16 protein-coding genes and 4 pseudogenes are annotated in these 14,914 nt (G+C 42.3%); 16 read left to right on the forward strand and 4 right to left on the reverse strand.

The window, feature by feature from the left end; translation table 11 throughout:
* Positions 1-264 precede the first annotated feature (264 nt).
* From JMN17_RS01900 to JMN17_RS01915, 5 genes and pseudogenes are all read left to right on the forward strand, one after another.
* Positions 265-1,050: an SDR family NAD(P)-dependent oxidoreductase gene (locus JMN17_RS01900; protein WP_087990794.1), complete on the forward strand. Its 786-nt coding sequence runs from the start codon at positions 265-267 to the stop codon at positions 1,048-1,050.
* 359 nt (positions 1,051-1,409) lie between these two features.
* Complete coding sequence (locus tag JMN17_RS01905) at positions 1,410-2,159, forward strand: SDR family NAD(P)-dependent oxidoreductase (RefSeq protein ID WP_087990793.1); 750 nt, start codon at positions 1,410-1,412, stop codon at positions 2,157-2,159.
* 463 nt (positions 2,160-2,622) lie between these two features.
* Positions 2,623-3,636, forward strand: a complete 1,014-nt coding sequence (locus JMN17_RS01910; protein WP_087990821.1) for an NADP-dependent oxidoreductase — start codon at positions 2,623-2,625, stop codon at positions 3,634-3,636.
* A 451-nt stretch (positions 3,637-4,087) separates the two neighbouring features.
* Positions 4,088-4,266 (forward strand): annotated as a pseudogene (locus JMN17_RS21980) (hypothetical protein).
* A pseudogene (locus JMN17_RS01915) lies at positions 4,224-4,328 on the forward strand (recombinase family protein); the annotation flags it as partial. The pseudogenes JMN17_RS21980 and JMN17_RS01915, both read left to right, overlap by 43 nt.
* A 120-nt stretch (positions 4,329-4,448) precedes the next feature.
* Here JMN17_RS01915 and sigK read toward each other — a convergent pair.
* Complete coding sequence (gene sigK, locus JMN17_RS01920) at positions 4,449-5,177, reverse strand: RNA polymerase sporulation sigma factor SigK (protein WP_013308023.1); 729 nt, start codon at positions 5,175-5,177, stop codon at positions 4,449-4,451.
* Between the two features lie 198 nt (positions 5,178-5,375).
* Here sigK and JMN17_RS01925 point away from each other — a divergent pair, with 198 nt between their 5' ends.
* A complete protein-coding gene (locus JMN17_RS01925) occupies positions 5,376-5,750 on the forward strand; it encodes a sporulation protein (RefSeq protein ID WP_202327123.1) in 375 nt (124 codons plus the stop codon).
* A gap of 32 nt (positions 5,751-5,782) precedes the next feature.
* Here the strand turns inward: JMN17_RS01925 and JMN17_RS01930 are convergent, their stop codons facing one another.
* Entirely contained in the window at positions 5,783-6,505 is a 723-nt protein-coding gene (locus JMN17_RS01930; RefSeq protein ID WP_087990791.1) for a YqeB family protein, read from the reverse strand.
* 381 nt (positions 6,506-6,886) lie between these two features.
* Between JMN17_RS01930 and gnd the strand changes: the two genes are divergently transcribed.
* Positions 6,887-7,780, forward strand: coding sequence for a phosphogluconate dehydrogenase (NAD(+)-dependent, decarboxylating) (gene gnd / locus JMN17_RS01935; RefSeq protein ID WP_202327124.1), 894 nt, complete (start codon positions 6,887-6,889; stop codon positions 7,778-7,780).
* An 18-nt stretch (positions 7,781-7,798) separates the two neighbouring features.
* Here gnd and JMN17_RS01940 read toward each other — a convergent pair whose 3' ends face one another.
* Positions 7,799-8,425 (reverse strand): TVP38/TMEM64 family protein, encoded by a 627-nt coding sequence (locus tag JMN17_RS01940; protein ID WP_087990789.1) that lies wholly within the window; start codon positions 8,423-8,425, stop codon positions 7,799-7,801.
* A 254-nt stretch (positions 8,426-8,679) separates the two neighbouring features.
* On the opposite strand from JMN17_RS01940, the pseudogene JMN17_RS01945 reads away from it, so the two are divergent.
* The 3 genes and pseudogenes from JMN17_RS01945 to JMN17_RS01950 form a co-directional block, all read left to right on the forward strand.
* Positions 8,680-9,113: pseudogene (locus tag JMN17_RS01945) on the forward strand (peptidoglycan recognition protein family protein); the annotation flags it as partial.
* 12 nt (positions 9,114-9,125) lie between these two features.
* A pseudogene (locus JMN17_RS22055) lies at positions 9,126-9,221 on the forward strand (peptidoglycan-binding domain-containing protein); the annotation flags it as partial.
* A gap of 248 nt (positions 9,222-9,469) precedes the next feature.
* Positions 9,470-10,201 carry an SGNH/GDSL hydrolase family protein gene (locus JMN17_RS01950; protein WP_087990788.1) on the forward strand — a complete coding sequence of 244 codons (732 nt, stop codon included), beginning with the start codon at positions 9,470-9,472 and terminating at the stop codon, positions 10,199-10,201.
* A 304-nt stretch (positions 10,202-10,505) separates the two neighbouring features.
* Here the strand turns inward: JMN17_RS01950 and JMN17_RS01955 are convergent, their stop codons facing one another.
* Positions 10,506-10,646, reverse strand: a complete 141-nt coding sequence (locus JMN17_RS01955) for a sporulation histidine kinase inhibitor Sda (RefSeq protein WP_003226124.1) — start codon at positions 10,644-10,646, stop codon at positions 10,506-10,508.
* Positions 10,647-11,003: 357 nt separating this feature from the next.
* Between JMN17_RS01955 and JMN17_RS01960 the strand changes: the two genes are divergently transcribed.
* From JMN17_RS01960 to yqeK, 6 genes are read left to right on the forward strand one after another with little or no spacing between them, the layout of a single operon-like run.
* On the forward strand, positions 11,004-11,522 hold the full coding sequence (locus JMN17_RS01960; RefSeq protein WP_087990787.1) for a YqeG family HAD IIIA-type phosphatase: 519 nt from the start codon (positions 11,004-11,006) through the stop codon (positions 11,520-11,522).
* Positions 11,523-11,525: 3 nt separating this feature from the next.
* Positions 11,526-12,626 carry a ribosome biogenesis GTPase YqeH gene (yqeH, locus tag JMN17_RS01965; RefSeq protein ID WP_087990786.1) on the forward strand — a complete coding sequence of 367 codons (1,101 nt, stop codon included), beginning with the start codon at positions 11,526-11,528 and terminating at the stop codon, positions 12,624-12,626.
* Between the two features lie 18 nt (positions 12,627-12,644).
* The gene (gene aroE / locus JMN17_RS01970) at positions 12,645-13,487 is read left to right on the forward strand and encodes a shikimate dehydrogenase (RefSeq protein ID WP_202327125.1); all 843 of its coding nucleotides are present in this window, start codon (positions 12,645-12,647) and stop codon (positions 13,485-13,487) included.
* Entirely contained in the window at positions 13,481-13,771 is a 291-nt protein-coding gene (gene yhbY, locus JMN17_RS01975; RefSeq protein WP_003226133.1) for a ribosome assembly RNA-binding protein YhbY, read from the forward strand. The genes aroE and yhbY overlap by 7 nt, the downstream gene beginning before the upstream one ends.
* An 11-nt stretch (positions 13,772-13,782) precedes the next feature.
* Positions 13,783-14,352 carry a nicotinate-nucleotide adenylyltransferase gene (locus tag JMN17_RS01980; protein WP_087990784.1) on the forward strand — a complete coding sequence of 190 codons (570 nt, stop codon included), beginning with the start codon at positions 13,783-13,785 and terminating at the stop codon, positions 14,350-14,352.
* Positions 14,342-14,902: a bis(5'-nucleosyl)-tetraphosphatase (symmetrical) YqeK gene (gene yqeK, locus JMN17_RS01985; protein ID WP_087990783.1), complete on the forward strand. Its 561-nt coding sequence runs from the start codon at positions 14,342-14,344 to the stop codon at positions 14,900-14,902. Before JMN17_RS01980 ends, yqeK begins: the two co-directional genes overlap by 11 nt.
* Positions 14,903-14,914: the final 12 nt, after the last annotated feature.

The following is a 14,914-nucleotide window of genomic DNA, read 5'->3' on the forward strand; positions in this document are numbered from 1 at the left end:
ATACATGTGCGTTAAATAAAAATGTGGAGGATTGTAACGAAAGCTTTAGCGATTGAAAACTACGGTAAAAAAACAAATTTTTTACTTCCCTAAGCCCAAAATAAATAATGGCGAGGTCTTAGTTGAGATATATGCGGCAAGTATAAATCCTCTTGATACAAAAATTTGAATTATGGATAACATACATCCATAGTAACAACTCGCAGTAAGAAACGCTGTAAAACGTTTTAAAAGTTCAAACTAAAAATGGAGGTGTGCTGTCAAATGAAAAAAACTGTTCTTATCACCGGGGTATCGGGTGGAATTGGCAAAGAGTTGGCGGATCGTTTCGCCAAGGGAGGATATAATTTGGTGCTGGTGGCGCGTAGCGAGGGTAAGCTTTTGGAGCTAGCGAAGGAATATCGGAAAAGATATGGCAGTCAAGCGACGGTCATCGCCAAGGATGTGGCGTCACCCGGCGTGCCGGAGGAGATTTTTGCGGAGCTCAAGGAGAAGGGGATCGTCGTCGACTATCTTGTCAATAATGCCGGCTTCGGTTTGTACGGGACATTCTTGGAGACGCAGTTAGAACAAGAGACGAATATGATTGACGTCAATATCAAGGCTCTGACTGTTATGACGAAACTGTTCTTGCCAGATATGGTCAAACGGGGCCAAGGAGGCGTGATGAATGTGGCTTCGTTGGTGGCTTTTTTCCCGGGACCTATGATGTCGGTTTACTACGCAACGAAGGCGTACGTGCTGTCGTTTACCGAGGCTTTGGAGAACGAGCTGAGCGGCACAGGGGTGACTGTGACGGCACTATGTCCGGGACTGACGTCAACCGGCTTCGTTGATCGTTCGGGTATTGGTGAATCGAAGTTGTTCCAGAGTGGTGCTATCATGGAGGCCGGGCAGGTGGCTGAGGAAGGGTACCGAGGCTTCTTACGCGGCAAGACGTTCATAATGCCAGGTGCTCGCAACCGGTTCATGGCATTCCTTCCGCGGTTGATGCCGCGCAAAATGGTGACCCGTATGGTCAGATCCACACAGCAAAGAACAGGGCATTGACCTAATTGAGGGTGAGTGGCAGTTGATTATGATCTGCCATCCTAGCCAAGATCTCGTAATGGAATAAATCGTTTAATAAAAAAGTTACAGAGACTGTTATAAAGACGGAAACTTTTTTATTTGATCTGCTGAAACATGGTCAAGAACAAGGAGAAATTTCTAAACACTATGATATCAAAGGGCTTTCTCAATTTATTTATAATTCACTCGTAGGAATACGAGTATTCGCAAAAACAACAAATGATAAAAAAGAATTAGAAACCATTATCGATTTGATTTTGGCAACACTAGATTGAGATATATCTTGTTATTTGAATTAATTAACACCAATCTGAAAATATTTTTAAGGAGAGAATAATATGAAGTACACAGTTATTACAGGAGCAAGCTCAGGTATAGGATATGAGACAGCATTAGCATTTGCTGCTCGTGGCAAAAACTTAATTATTGTAGCTAGAAGATTAGATAAATTAGAAGAACTTAAATCAACCATTCAGAATCTAAATCCTGATTTAGATGTTATTATTCGTACAAGTGACCTATCTGTCACAGATCAGGCATATACACTGTATAACAGTTTAAAGGAGTATCAAATTGAGACTTGGATTAATAATGCCGGGCTTGGTGAAACCTCTTCTGTCATAGATCAGAATTTAGATAAAGTAGAAACCATGTTACGCGTTAACATAGAATCCTTGACAATCCTTTCTACACTATTTGTAAGAGATTATGCTGATGTAGAGGGAACTCAATTAATTAACGTATCCTCAGCACTTGGATATGTAATTGCTGTTGGCAGTGTTGCTTATTCTGCTTCTAAATATTATGTTAGTGCCTTCACCGAAGGGCTTGCAAAAGAACTTGAACTGAAAGGTGCGAAAATGAAGGCAAAAGTTTTAGCACCAGCAATGACGGAAACAGAATTCGCAAAACATGCAAATGATAAGAAAGAGTTTGATTACAAAGCAAATCTCCCTATGTACCACACAGCTAAGCAAATGGCAGGTTTTATGATGGAGGTTTATTACAAAGATGAAGTGGTGGGGGTTGTAGATGAAAACTATGAATTCAATTTGAGAAAGCCGATCTATCCAATACTAGTATGGTAACATAATCGTTTGGCGATGGCACCAATGACACGTAGCAGTGCGCAAGAAGATGGTACATCAGGAGAACTAAGTTCCCTTTAATATGCTTAAAGAGCATCTATGGGATTACTTATTAGTGAAGGTACACAACCTCCTGACGATGGTCAAGGTTACTTATCCTACGTGAAAGAATGAGAATCTCAGAAAGGATAAGCATAACTTATATGGCAAATATCAAGGTCCACAAACAGTTTGGAACTGGAAGTGACTCTCTATTTTTGTACAGAAAAAGAGGGAATAAAAAGTAGTTTTTGCTTAAAAATGGCATACAACTGAAAAATGCTTGACGCATGAATTGTGCTTTACTGGCAGGCGTATACTGCATTCGGACGCTATGGGCTGATGAACTTTAACGTCTGTTCCACGGATGGAGTGCGGGAACACCGGCTGTAATAATCTCAATGGAAGGATGCTAATGAAAAAAATGAAAACACTCATAAAAGCAGCTCAGATCACCAAGTATTCAAAAAATATCCATGCCAAAGTCAATGACATTCCAATTCCAGAAATCGATGAAAACGAAGTCTTGGTAAAGGTCAAAGCTGCAGCGGTCAATCCGCTCGAAATGTTGATTATCACAGGTAGCGTGAAACTGATTCAAGATTATGAATTCCCATTAACGCTTGGTAATGAATTGACAGGTGTTGTTGAAAAAGTAGGAAAAAATGTAACGAACTTCCGCGTAGGAGATGCCATCTATACACGTCTCCCGCTAGAAAAAATTGGTGCTTTTGCGGAATATGCCGCAATTGACGCTGCCGCAATTGCACCCATGCCAAAAAATTTGTCTTACGTGGAAGCGGCTGCTGCACCACTGGCTGGACTTACAGCGTATCAAGGCCTGCATGAAGAACTTGAGGCACAGTCAGGTAAATCTGTTTTCATTCCAGGTGGATCAGGCAGTTTTGGTCAAATGGCTGTACCAATCGCAAAGGCAATGGGCCTAAATGTCATTGTTAGTGGCAGCTCAGAAGCGCGCGAACGCACTTTGGAAATGGGTGCCGATCAATATTTGGATTATTCAACAGAAAACTATGTTGACTTGTTGTCTGATGTGGATTACGTGATTGATACACTGGGTCCTAAAGAGTTTGACAGTGAATTGAGTATCATCAAACCAGGGGGAAGATTGCTCTCTCTCCGTACAGGACCAAATAAACGTTTCGGAAAAGACCGAAATTTCCCATCGTGGAAAAAAATTCTATTTTCCCTTGCTGGTGCAAATTATGACCGCAAAGCCAAGAAACAAAACGTGGAATACCATTTTATCTTCGTTCGTTCTGACGGCGCCCAACTTAAAGAGATTACCAAAATCATTGAAGAAAACAACATTGTTCCAGCAATTCATCCAACACGATTTACCATAGAAAACGTAAATGAAGCGCTAAAACTAGTCGCAAATGGACGACCAAAAGGGAAAGTGATTATTAATTTTTAAGGGGAATATGAAGAAAGCAGTCAAAAAGTTGAGATCATTTATGTAAAGGATTTTGAAAGGCAATAATAAAGTGTTACAAACCGCGAGTTCTGCTGATTAAGAAATGGTAAAGATAAAAAGCTAGATTAGATCATAGAAAAACTTCAGAAAGCCGGAGTCCTGTATCAGTAATTATAGAACATGGAGAATTAGCCATTTTAATTGTTTCTTATAAAAAATGTTGGGGTGAAATTGAGACAGGCGGTTGCTCTAACAGAAATGTCACCAGTGGCATGTTATATGCCTAGTTATAAAAGAAAACTCTTTATTGGGGACTTAGGCATTAGTAAATGTCAATAAAAACCGATGGTTTCAAACTATCGGTTTTTTATAATGTTTTCATACTCATTGAAAATCACCTCATTAGGACAAACAGTTATTACATAGCATTACCCAAGGTGTGAGGCATTTTATAAAGGTAATAATCATCGAGGGACCGCAAGCTGACAAATGCATTAACGATTGCTATCATTATTTAATAAAACTTTATAGGAAGGAGATCCAGGGTGATAGCAATATATGTAAGGGTATCGACCGAGGAACAAGCGATCAAGGGATCGAGTATCGACAGCCAGATCGAGGCCTGTATAAAGAAAGCAGGGACTAAGGATGTGCTGAAGTATGCAGATGAAGGGTTTTCTGGAGAGATTATCAGTGATAACAAAAATGATGTTCATAACTCTTTGGATATAGGATATATTCTTTCTCTATTTCTTTTAAGAAACTTTAGTAAAATAGAGAAAGCCGGAATATGAGATCCGGCCTCTTCTACATTATTTCCCCTTCGCCTTCTTCCGCTTTTCCTTCTCCGCCCGGTAAAATTCATGAAACATCTTCATCAGCGCCCGCTTTTCAATCCGCGACACATAGCTGCGCGAAATACCAAGTTCTTTGGCAATCTCCCGTTGCGTTTTTTCCTTCTTCAAATCAAGCCCAAACCGCCCGACAATCACTTCCTTCTCACGATCATCTAAAATGTCAATGTATTGCTTCACTTTTTCAAGCTCCATATTAAGCTGGATCGTATCAATCACGTCTTCATTTTCTGATTTCAAAACGTCGATCAGGCTTATTTCATTCCCTTCTTTATCCTGCCCGATCGGATCATGAAGGGAGACGTCTTTTTTTGTTTTTTTCAATGCGCGCAAATGCATGAGGATTTCGTTTTCAATACACCGCGCGGCATACGTCGCCAGCTTTGTCCCTTTTCCGGCGGAATAGCTTTCAATTCCTTTGATCAGCCCGATTGTTCCGATGGAGATTAAGTCCTCTGCATCCTCACCTGTATTTTCGAATTTTTTCACAATATGGGCGACCAAGCGAAGATTATGCTCAATCAGCATGTTCCTGGCATGTTCATCCCCTTTAGCCATGAGCTCTAAGTATTTTTTTTCCTCGCTGCTTGAGAGCGGTTGTGGAAAGGCATTGTTTTTCACGTAAGATACTAAAAAGACAAGCTCTTTAACAACAAAGCCGAGCGCTGCGAAAACACCTGTCACCATCGTCACCTCCACAAAAGTATGTAGGCTAAAGCCTATATGTAAATGTATGTAGGCGGGAGGCTGTCTGTGTCTGTACCGGGAAATTTCTCGCGGGGGAGCTTGGCTTTTGTGAGCAGCATACGAACTTCAAATTTTAAAAATAATTTTAATCAGGCTCCCATACATTGAAATGAACAAATAATGTATGGGGGGATGGGAATGAAAAAGTGGATGGCAGGCCTGTTTCTTGCTGCAGCAGTTCTTCTTTGTTTTATGGTTCCGCAGCAGATCCAAGGCGCTTCTTTGTATGACAAAGTGTTGACTTTTCCGCTGTCTCGTTATCCGGAAACAGGGGATCATATTAGAGATGCGATTGCAGAGGGACATTCTGATATTTGCACCATCGATAGGGATGGTGCGGACAAAAGGCGGCAGGAATCATTAAAAGGAATTCCGACGAAGCCGGGCTATGACCGGGATGAGTGGCCGATGGCGGTTTGTGAGGAGGGCGGCGCGCGCGGGGCCGGCTCGTGGGTTGGGAATCAAATGAGCGGTTATCCTGACGGCACCAGAGTGCTGTTTATTGTGCAGTAATAAAGAAGAGGCTCTTTCCTGAGCCTCAGTTGTTACGATCCTTCGCTTTGCTGGATTCTCGGAGGATAGGTTTCTGCTTTTCGCCAATACTGACGTATGCCTTCGTCTCGAACAACGATGCCCATCTGTGCAAGTTCGAGACGAAATTCTTCAACATCGTCTTTTTCCTCGTCTTTCAGCGCTTTGTGACGAGCTTTCAATAGAGCATGGGCGCCTGGCGAGAGGTCTGGTGCATCAGGTATCCACCGGCGAAATTGATCTTTAAACGGATCACCTTCTGCTGCCCATTCGTAATTGTGCTTTCTAAAGGCCTTCTCGACATTCACTGGTTTTTCATCAATTTCTTCCCGTGCCAATTCATATCCGGCTGTTCCTAGGAGGACAAGCCGTTTGTGGTCGATAAACACAAGAGCAATGCTGTCGGAACGAATCGTTTGCACTTTCTTTCCTTTTATTAATTCCACTGTGTCATTTGTAATTTTGACAGACAGCAGCATTGCAATAACAGAATGAGCGAACCAAATTCCTGCAGACACGCCAAGCAGCGCAGTGATAAATGCAGCTGGTGATCCTTGAAAAGAGGTGACCAGCCGGAGCGGTCCTTCAAAAGGAATCCACGGGAGGGATAATGTCCATTTTGCAAACTGCGGGATAAAATACCCGATCGCAAAGCCGATGATTGCAAGTGCAGCGTATAAAAAATAAACAGCAGTTTTCGTAACTCCAACAAAAGTGTGAGATTGATTCTGCAATATGTCACCTTCTTTATTTGAAAAAATCGTATTCTCTTCCCATATTTTAACTTAAAAACATGGTAAATCAAGGATCAATTGATGTTTTTTTGATATAAAAGAAAAGCTCAAAAAATGGGCCTAGAACAGCTGGAAACAATAGCGCCCAGGGTACACAAGACACGCATCCGAATTCGCAGTCGTCTCGGCGAAGCACGCAGCTGAAAGTCAAACTGCTTAAGCTGTTTCGGAAAAAGAAAAGCTGATGCTAAAGAACATACAAATCACAAAGGATGAGGGAACGGTAAAATCCTTTTTGGCCTCATTTGTTTTTATACGTATCTCATTACAGTTCACAGGGAACATAAAGAGTAAAGGCTTTTTAAACACTCAGGAGGAACTGACATGAAAATTGGATTAATCGGGTTAGGAAAAATGGGCATAAACATAGGAAAGCAATTCATTGACCGCAAACATCAAGCTGTCGGGTATGATGTGAATCAAGCGGCTGTTGATGAACTGAAAGCCTATGGGGCTGAGGGGACAACGAATCTAAAAGAGTTGATTTCTTCATTAGACACGCCGCGTATACTATGGGTTATGGTGCCGCATGGCGTTGTCGATGCTGTTTTGCGTGATGTGGCGCCTTTATTAAGCAAAGGCGATATTGTTATTGAAGCCGGAAACTCTCATTATAAAGAATCGATTCGCCGCCACAATCAAATGAAAGAAGCGGGTATCCATTATCTCGATGCCGGAACGTCGGGCGGAATGGAAGGCGCGCGCCATGGCGCCTGTTTTATGATAGGAGGAGACCCTGAAGCATGGGAGATTGCAGAGCCGCTGTTTCGGGATACTGCCGTCGAAAACGGATATCTTTACGCTGGTGAGGCGGGAAGCGGACATTTCTTGAAAATGATTCATAATGGCATTGAGTACGGAATGATGGCCGCGATTGGTGAAGGATTCGAAGTGCTTGAAAACAGCCAATTTGATTTTGACTACGAAAAGGTTGCCAGAGTATGGAATAACGGCTCTGTCATTCGCTCTTGGCTTATGGGGCTGACTGAGCGAGCTTTCTCTAAAGATGCGAGGCTGGATCAGATCAAAGGCATCATGCATTCCTCAGGTGAAGGAAAGTGGACGGTGGAAACAGCGCTTGATCTGCAGACAGCAACTCCGGTGATTGCCATGTCGCTGCTGATGAGATACCGTTCTTTAACAGATGATACGTTTACAGGAAAGGTCGTCGCTGCGCTTCGAAATGAATTCGGAGGCCATGCGACAGAAAAAAAGTAAGGGGACGAACACGCCTCCTTATTTTTTTTGCACGTTCAGCAGATGAGGGAACTTTTTATAAATGATCATCATGATGATCAGAATGTAGGCTCCGTAAATGCTGAAAGACAGTAATTTGTCGCTGGAAAAATTAGCACCTGCAATGGTAACAACGACAATATTCGGGATTTTCCCTATGAGAGACGCGAAGAAAAAAACATGCCAGCGAACCTGACTCAGCCCGCATATCACGTTCATGACAAGAGAAGGGATGACGGGGATGAGTCTTCCTAATAAAACAGCGGTAAAAGCATTTTTGTTGAAGGAAGCCTCGTAGCTTTGGATAGCCGGATAGGCCTGAACTTTTTTTCTGGCCCAATCTCTAAAGCTGTATCTGGCGAGAAAAAACAGCATGATTGTACCAAGCATTGAGCCGGTCAGTGTAATCCAGATCCCATTTGCGATTCCGAACACAGCGCCGTTTAAAGCGGCAACCAAAGCAAACGGCACAATGGGGAAAAAAACATCGGCAGCAATCAGCAGCATACTGAATAAAACAGAAAACATCCCTCCTGCTTTGATCGCCTCAAGCCAAGCTTCTTTCTGAAAAAAACCGACTGCAATGACAGTTATAATCACGATGATACCTAGTATCTTTTTTAACATGTTTATGGTCACTCCCAACTAAGGTGATGTCAGGAGCCAAAACCTCCGTCATCTACGTTAGTATAACTGGTGTCAGTTCAGCGATTCAACTAAAATTGATATTTGGATTTAGAACACAATTCTTTTTAATCTTGTAAAATAGGCAGCCCATCCCTATGTTTTCTGCATTCTTTAATAGCAGGGAGGGATAGAAATGGTCACGATAAAAAAAGGATTTTATTCCGGCATCGAACGATAATCGTCCGGGCTATGCGATGACTCCTGCTTATATTACGGTTCATATCATAATACAGCGAATACCGCCAAAGGCGCTGATGCGAAAATGCACGCCAATTATGTGACAAACCGAAGCACATCTGTCAGCTGGCATTTTACAGTTGATGATTCAGTCATTTATCAGCATCTTCCGATAGATGAAAATGGCTGGCATGCGGGTGACGGCACAAACGGGACAGGGAACCGCAATTCAATCGGGATTGAAATCTGCGAAAATGCTGACGCCGATTTTGAAAAAGCAACAGCAAATGCCCAGTGGCTGATCCGAAAACTAATGAAAGAAAACAATATTCCGCTGAAACATGTCGTTCCCCACAAAAAATGGTCCGGGAAGGACTGTCCGGGCAAGCTCTTGGAGCACTGGAGTTCTTTTATAAACAGAATTTCTTTCTCCGATACACCTCCAAAAGAGTTCATCTTACCCGCTGCCGTCAAGCGTTTTCAGCTTATGAACGGATTAACTGCAGACGGCATCTATGGACCAAAAACAAAGGCCAAGCTTAAATCGAAGTTAAAGTGAACACAGGGCAAGGGATAACCTGTTTCTAATGCGGATGCAGATTATTTTCTTCTCTATGGTTTGTGTGTTTTTTCGATTGAGAAGAAGGGAATTTTAAGGAATCAACCTATGCCGCAATGAAAGCAGCATGATTTTCACTAAGGGGGACACGTTAACAATAGGAAAAAAAAGTAATAACAAGAAAACTCTTCATTGAACGAAAGGGAACAGAGGTATAACATTAAGGTGAGGCTTTTGGGGGTGTAAAGATGAAGCATTTTTTTATCCTTTTCCTTCTGCTGTCCGTTACAGCAGGATGCGAGGGTAAGGGATACGAAGACGTTGTAGCATTTGGTGACAGCAATACGAGAGGCTCTAATTGGGACTACCGCGATTATCCAAAAGCACAGCAGTGGGTTAATATGTTAAAAACGGCTGAACGCGGAAAGCTTGATATACTCAATGCGGGAATTGGCGGACAGACAACAGAGGATGCACGTCTGCGGTTTCAGACAGATGTGCTTGATCAAAAACCGAAGTATTTGTTTATTATGTTCGGCACAAATGACGCCGCGATACTGACTGAGGGGAAACCGAGAGTATCGAAGCAGCGTTTTAGAGAAAATCTCGTTTATTTTATTAAAGAAAGCAGAGAAGACGGGATCAAACCAATCCTAATGACATGTATCCCAATTATAGAAGGAAACGGGAAGCACCATCTGTTTTACTATTCGAGATATAAAGCAGCTGCTTTTGAACCGAAGGGCGGGGCGAGAAAATGGCACAATTCATACAACGATATTACAAGAGATGTGTCGGAGCGCCTAGATGTCCCTCTTGTAGATAACTGGAAGCATTTTATAGAAGCAGACGGCGGAAAAGCAACTGATGAAGCGCTTATCCAATCCGGTCTGATAGATCCTTCAGGCAATCATATGACACCTAAAGGGGCAAGGATTGTATATGAAGGAATACAAGATGGGCAGGTTTTGAAGTACTGAGCCGGACAACGGCCTAAGCCGTTTTATTTCTCCTACATAGGCTGTTATAAACCTTATGTAAGGAGGCGCTTCAATGTATGGCGCAGGCAGAGCATATGGATACGCTTTTATCGTTGTTTTAGTTGTTGTTCTCCTGGTTGTGGGCGGCATATATTGGTTAGCATAGTTACCGTCCCTTGAAAACACCTCTTTTTAGGGGTGTTTTTTGCTGAAAACAGTAGTAAAGCGCGCAACCGAAGTGATATAATATCAGTCATCTGAGTAAAAAAAGGAAATACGCCCGGAAAAAATAGACAAGTTCCTATTAAGAAGATACGGAAATAATATGTCCGAGCGATCTTCTTTTTATTTCGTTTTCAATTAACTCGATAAAGTCACGGTTTAAATTCATTTCGGTGGCTTTGAAATAAGATTCTATTAGTAATTCATCAGACAGTTTTCTCATGCTAGGAACCCAATTAATGGGAGTGGCACCTCCTTAAAAGTTGGAATCATTCATGATTTTAACGCATACATTGATACGTTGCGCACATCTGAGGCTGAAGTTATCTTTAATCTACCATGAAATGCATATAAGAACAATCGTTCTGTTATCCACACCAGAAAGTGGATAACCTGTGAGTATCGTGTTTATAATTTGTCTAAAGAGTGATGTAATAAGAGTGGATAGTGTGTGTAATTTTATCCACAACTGGTGAAGAAACCCAATTTTTGTCGAAATTTTTTTGCTCAGTTTTTCTTTAGGCACAAGTTCGATTTTTTTCGACAATCATTTTAAAGAGAAAAGGGAAGGGTGCGGGTTTTGTTAAAAAAGTTTTTTTTACCTGACGAGTTCGTGAAAAATATTTTTCATATTACGCCTGAGAAATTAAAGGAACGAAATGTAAAAGGAATTATTACTGATCTGGATAATACGCTTGTTGAGTGGGACAGGCCGAACGCGACGCCGCGTTTGATCGAGTGGTTTGAAGAAATGAAGGACCACGGCATTAAAGTGACGATTGTCTCTAATAATAATGAAAGAAGAGTAAAACTTTTCTCAGAGCCGCTTGGAATCCCATTCATCTACAAAGCAAGAAAACCAATGGGCAAAGCTTTTAACAGAGCTGTGCGCAATATGGAGCTGAAAAAAGAGGACTGCGTGGTCATCGGAGATCAGCTCATGACCGATGTGCTCGGGGGAAATCGAAACGGCTACCATACGATTTTGGTCGTGCCTGTTGCTTCCTCTGACGGGTTTATTACGCGCTTTAACCGCCAGGTCGAACGCAGAATACTGAGTGCTCTCAAACGAAAAGGGCACATTCAGTGGGAGGAGTAAGAAATGGAAAAGGTTGTTTGTATCGGCTGCGGAGTGACAATCCAAACCGAGGACAAAACAGGTCTGGGATACGCGCCGCCTGCATCGCTCACGAAAGAAAATGTGATTTGCCAGCGCTGCTTCAGACTGAAAAACTATAATGAAATACAAGATGTTTCCTTAACGGATGATGATTTCTTAAACATTCTTCACGGTATTGGGGAAACCGATTCTCTAGTTGTTAAAATTGTTGATATTTTTGATTTTAACGGCAGCTGGATCAATGGGCTGCAGCGTTTGGTGGGGGGAAACCCTATCTTATTGATTGGCAATAAAGCTGATATTTTGCCTAAGTCACTGAAAAGAGAACGTCTGATCCAGTGGATGAAGCGTGAAGCGAAAGAGCTTGGCTTAAAACCGGTTGACGTATTTTTGGTCAGTGCGGGACGCGGCCAGGGGATCAGAGAAGTAATTGATGCGATTGAGTATTACCGCAACGATAAAGATGTCTATGTTGTCGGGTGTACAAATGTAGGGAAGTCAACCTTTATTAACCGGATTATTAAAGAAGTATCAGGTGAAGAAGATATTATTACGACATCCCAATTTCCTGGCACAACTCTTGATGCAATTGAAATCCCGCTGGACGACGGCTCAGCGCTTTATGATACACCGGGCATAATCAACCATCATCAAATGGCGCATTATGTCAATAAAAAGGATCTTAAAATACTATCTCCTAAAAAGGAGCTGAAACCTCGCACATTCCAGCTTAACGATCAGCAAACACTGTATTTCGGCGGGCTTGCAAGGTTCGATTATGTGTCCGGAGAAAGGGCTCCTTTTATTTGCTATATGCCGAATGAGCTGATGATTCATAGGACAAAACTGGAAAATGCAGACGCGCTTTATGAAAAGCATGCAGGGGAATTGCTCACACCTCCGGGAAAAGATGAAATGGATGAGTTTCCGGAATTGGTCGCCCATACGTTTACGATAAAAGACAATAAGACAGATATCGTTTTCTCAGGGTTAGGCTGGGTAACAGTGCATGACGCCGATAAAAAAGTAACTGCTTACGCGCCAAAAGGCGTTCACGTATTTGTTCGGCGCTCATTAATTTAATGAAAAGGGGAGAGGAGCATGAAAAAGCTGTACGGAGTTATCGGAAATCCGATTGGCCATTCCATGTCACCTGATATTCATAACGCATCATTGAAAGATCTCGGTCTAGACGGACATTACCATGCTTTCAAGGTAGAAGAGAATGATCTGGAAGATGCGGTAAAAGGAATAAGAGCACTTGGCGTACAAGGAATCAATGTGACTGTTCCGCATAAGGTTTCCATTATGGATTACCTGGATCATATTGATGATAGTGCAAAAGTGATCGGTGCCGTAAATACGGTGAGAAGAGAGGGAGACAAGCTTGTCGGATACAATACCGATGGGGAAGGCTTTGTGAAGTCATTAATGAAGGTACTGGACAAGCCCATCTCTGAACTGTCATTCTTAATGATCGGCGCGGGCGGAGCGGCAAGAGCCATTTTCACAGCAATTGCCCGCAATGTTCCGATAAAGTTTGACATTTGCAACCGGACGTTGGAAAAAGCAAAGCAGCTTACAGAATCCACTCCCTCATTTCAAAATAAAGAAGTGTTAAGCATAAAAGAAGCAGAAGAGCGGCTTGAGCAGTATGATGTGATCATCCATACAACGTCTGTGGGCATGTATCCGAACGTGGAAGATGTGCCGCTTTCATTGCAGTGTGCACAAAGCAGTGCCGTCGTATGCGATATCGTGTATAATCCAATTCAGACGGCTCTTTTAAAAGAAGCAAACCAAAAAGGCCTGAAAACACTAGATGGAGTGGGCATGTTTGTAGAACAGGCAGCATTGTCTTTCCAATTGTGGACTGGACAAGAGCCTGATATTGAAAAAATGAGATCAATTGTTATAGGAAAATTAGGAGGAACAGAATGTTAACAGGTAAACAAAAACGTTTTTTACGTTCAAAAGCGCATCATTTAACGCCGATTTTTCAAGTAGGCAAAGGCGGAGTAAACGACAACATGATTAAACAAATTGCTGAGGCGCTTGAAGCGAGAGAGCTGATTAAAGTCAGCGTTCTTCAGAATTGTGAAGAGGATAAAAACGATGTTGCGGAAGCTCTTGTAAAAGGAAGCCGCTCTCAATTGGTGCAGACAATCGGCAATACGATTGTGTTATATAAGGAATCAAAGGAAAATAAACAAATCGAGCTTCCTTAAAGGTGGTTGAAATGAAGAAAATCGGTATTTTCGGAGGCACGTTTGACCCTCCGCATAACGGCCACCTCTTAATGGCGAATGAGGTGCTGTTTCAGGCGGGGCTTGATGAAATTTGGTTTATGCCCAATCAAATTCCGCCGCATAAACAGAAAGAAAACTATACGGACAGCTTTCATCGTGTGGAAATGCTGAAGCTTGCGATTCAGTCTAATCCGTCCTTTAAGCTGGAGTTGGCTGAAATGGAAAGAGAAGGGCCTTCCTATACGTTTGATACTGTTTCTTTACTGAACCAGCGTTATCCGAATGATCAGCTGTTCTTTATTATCGGTGCTGATATGATTGAATATTTGCCGAAATGGTATAAGCTGGACGAGTTGCTGAACCTCATTCAATTTATTGGAGTAAAGCGCCCCGGTTTTCATGTTGAAACCCCTTATCCGCTTCTCTTTGCAGACGTTCCGGAATTTGAGGTATCATCAACTATGATAAGGGAACGGTTTAAAAGCAAGAAACCCACTGACTACTTAATCCCTGATAAAGTGAAGAAGTATGTAGAGGAGAATGGTTTATATGAATCGTGAGGAGGCACTTGCCTGCGTTAAGCAGCAATTGACCGAACACCGATATATCCACACGATTGGTGTGATGAACACGGCGATCGAACTTGCGGAGCGTTTTGGAGCCAACCCTAAAAAAGCGGAAACAGCGGCTATCTTTCATGATTATGCCAAATTCCGCCCGAAAGAAGAAATGAAACAAATTATTGCGCGAGAAAAAATGCCTTCGCATTTATTGGATCATAATCCGGAGCTGTGGCACGCTCCGGTCGGCGCTTATTTGGTCCAAAGAGAAGCGGGGATTCAAGATGAAGACATTCTTGACGCCATCAGGTATCATACCTCTGGACGGCCTGGCATGACACTTTTAGAAAAAGTGATTTACGTTGCCGATTACATTGAACCAAACCGGGCATTTCCCGGTGTCGATGAGGTGCGTAAACTTGCCGAGACAGATTTGAATCAAGCGCTGATTCAATCCATTAAAAATACAATGATGTTTCTTATGAAAAAAAATCAACCGGTTTTTCCAGACACATTTTCAACGTATAACTGGCTTGTGTCCGGCAACTGAACAGGAGGAATT

The organism is Bacillus sp. RHFS10 (genome assembly GCF_016757475.1).
GTDB classification, from domain to species: domain Bacteria; phylum Bacillota; class Bacilli; order Bacillales; family Bacillaceae; genus Bacillus; species Bacillus subtilis_G.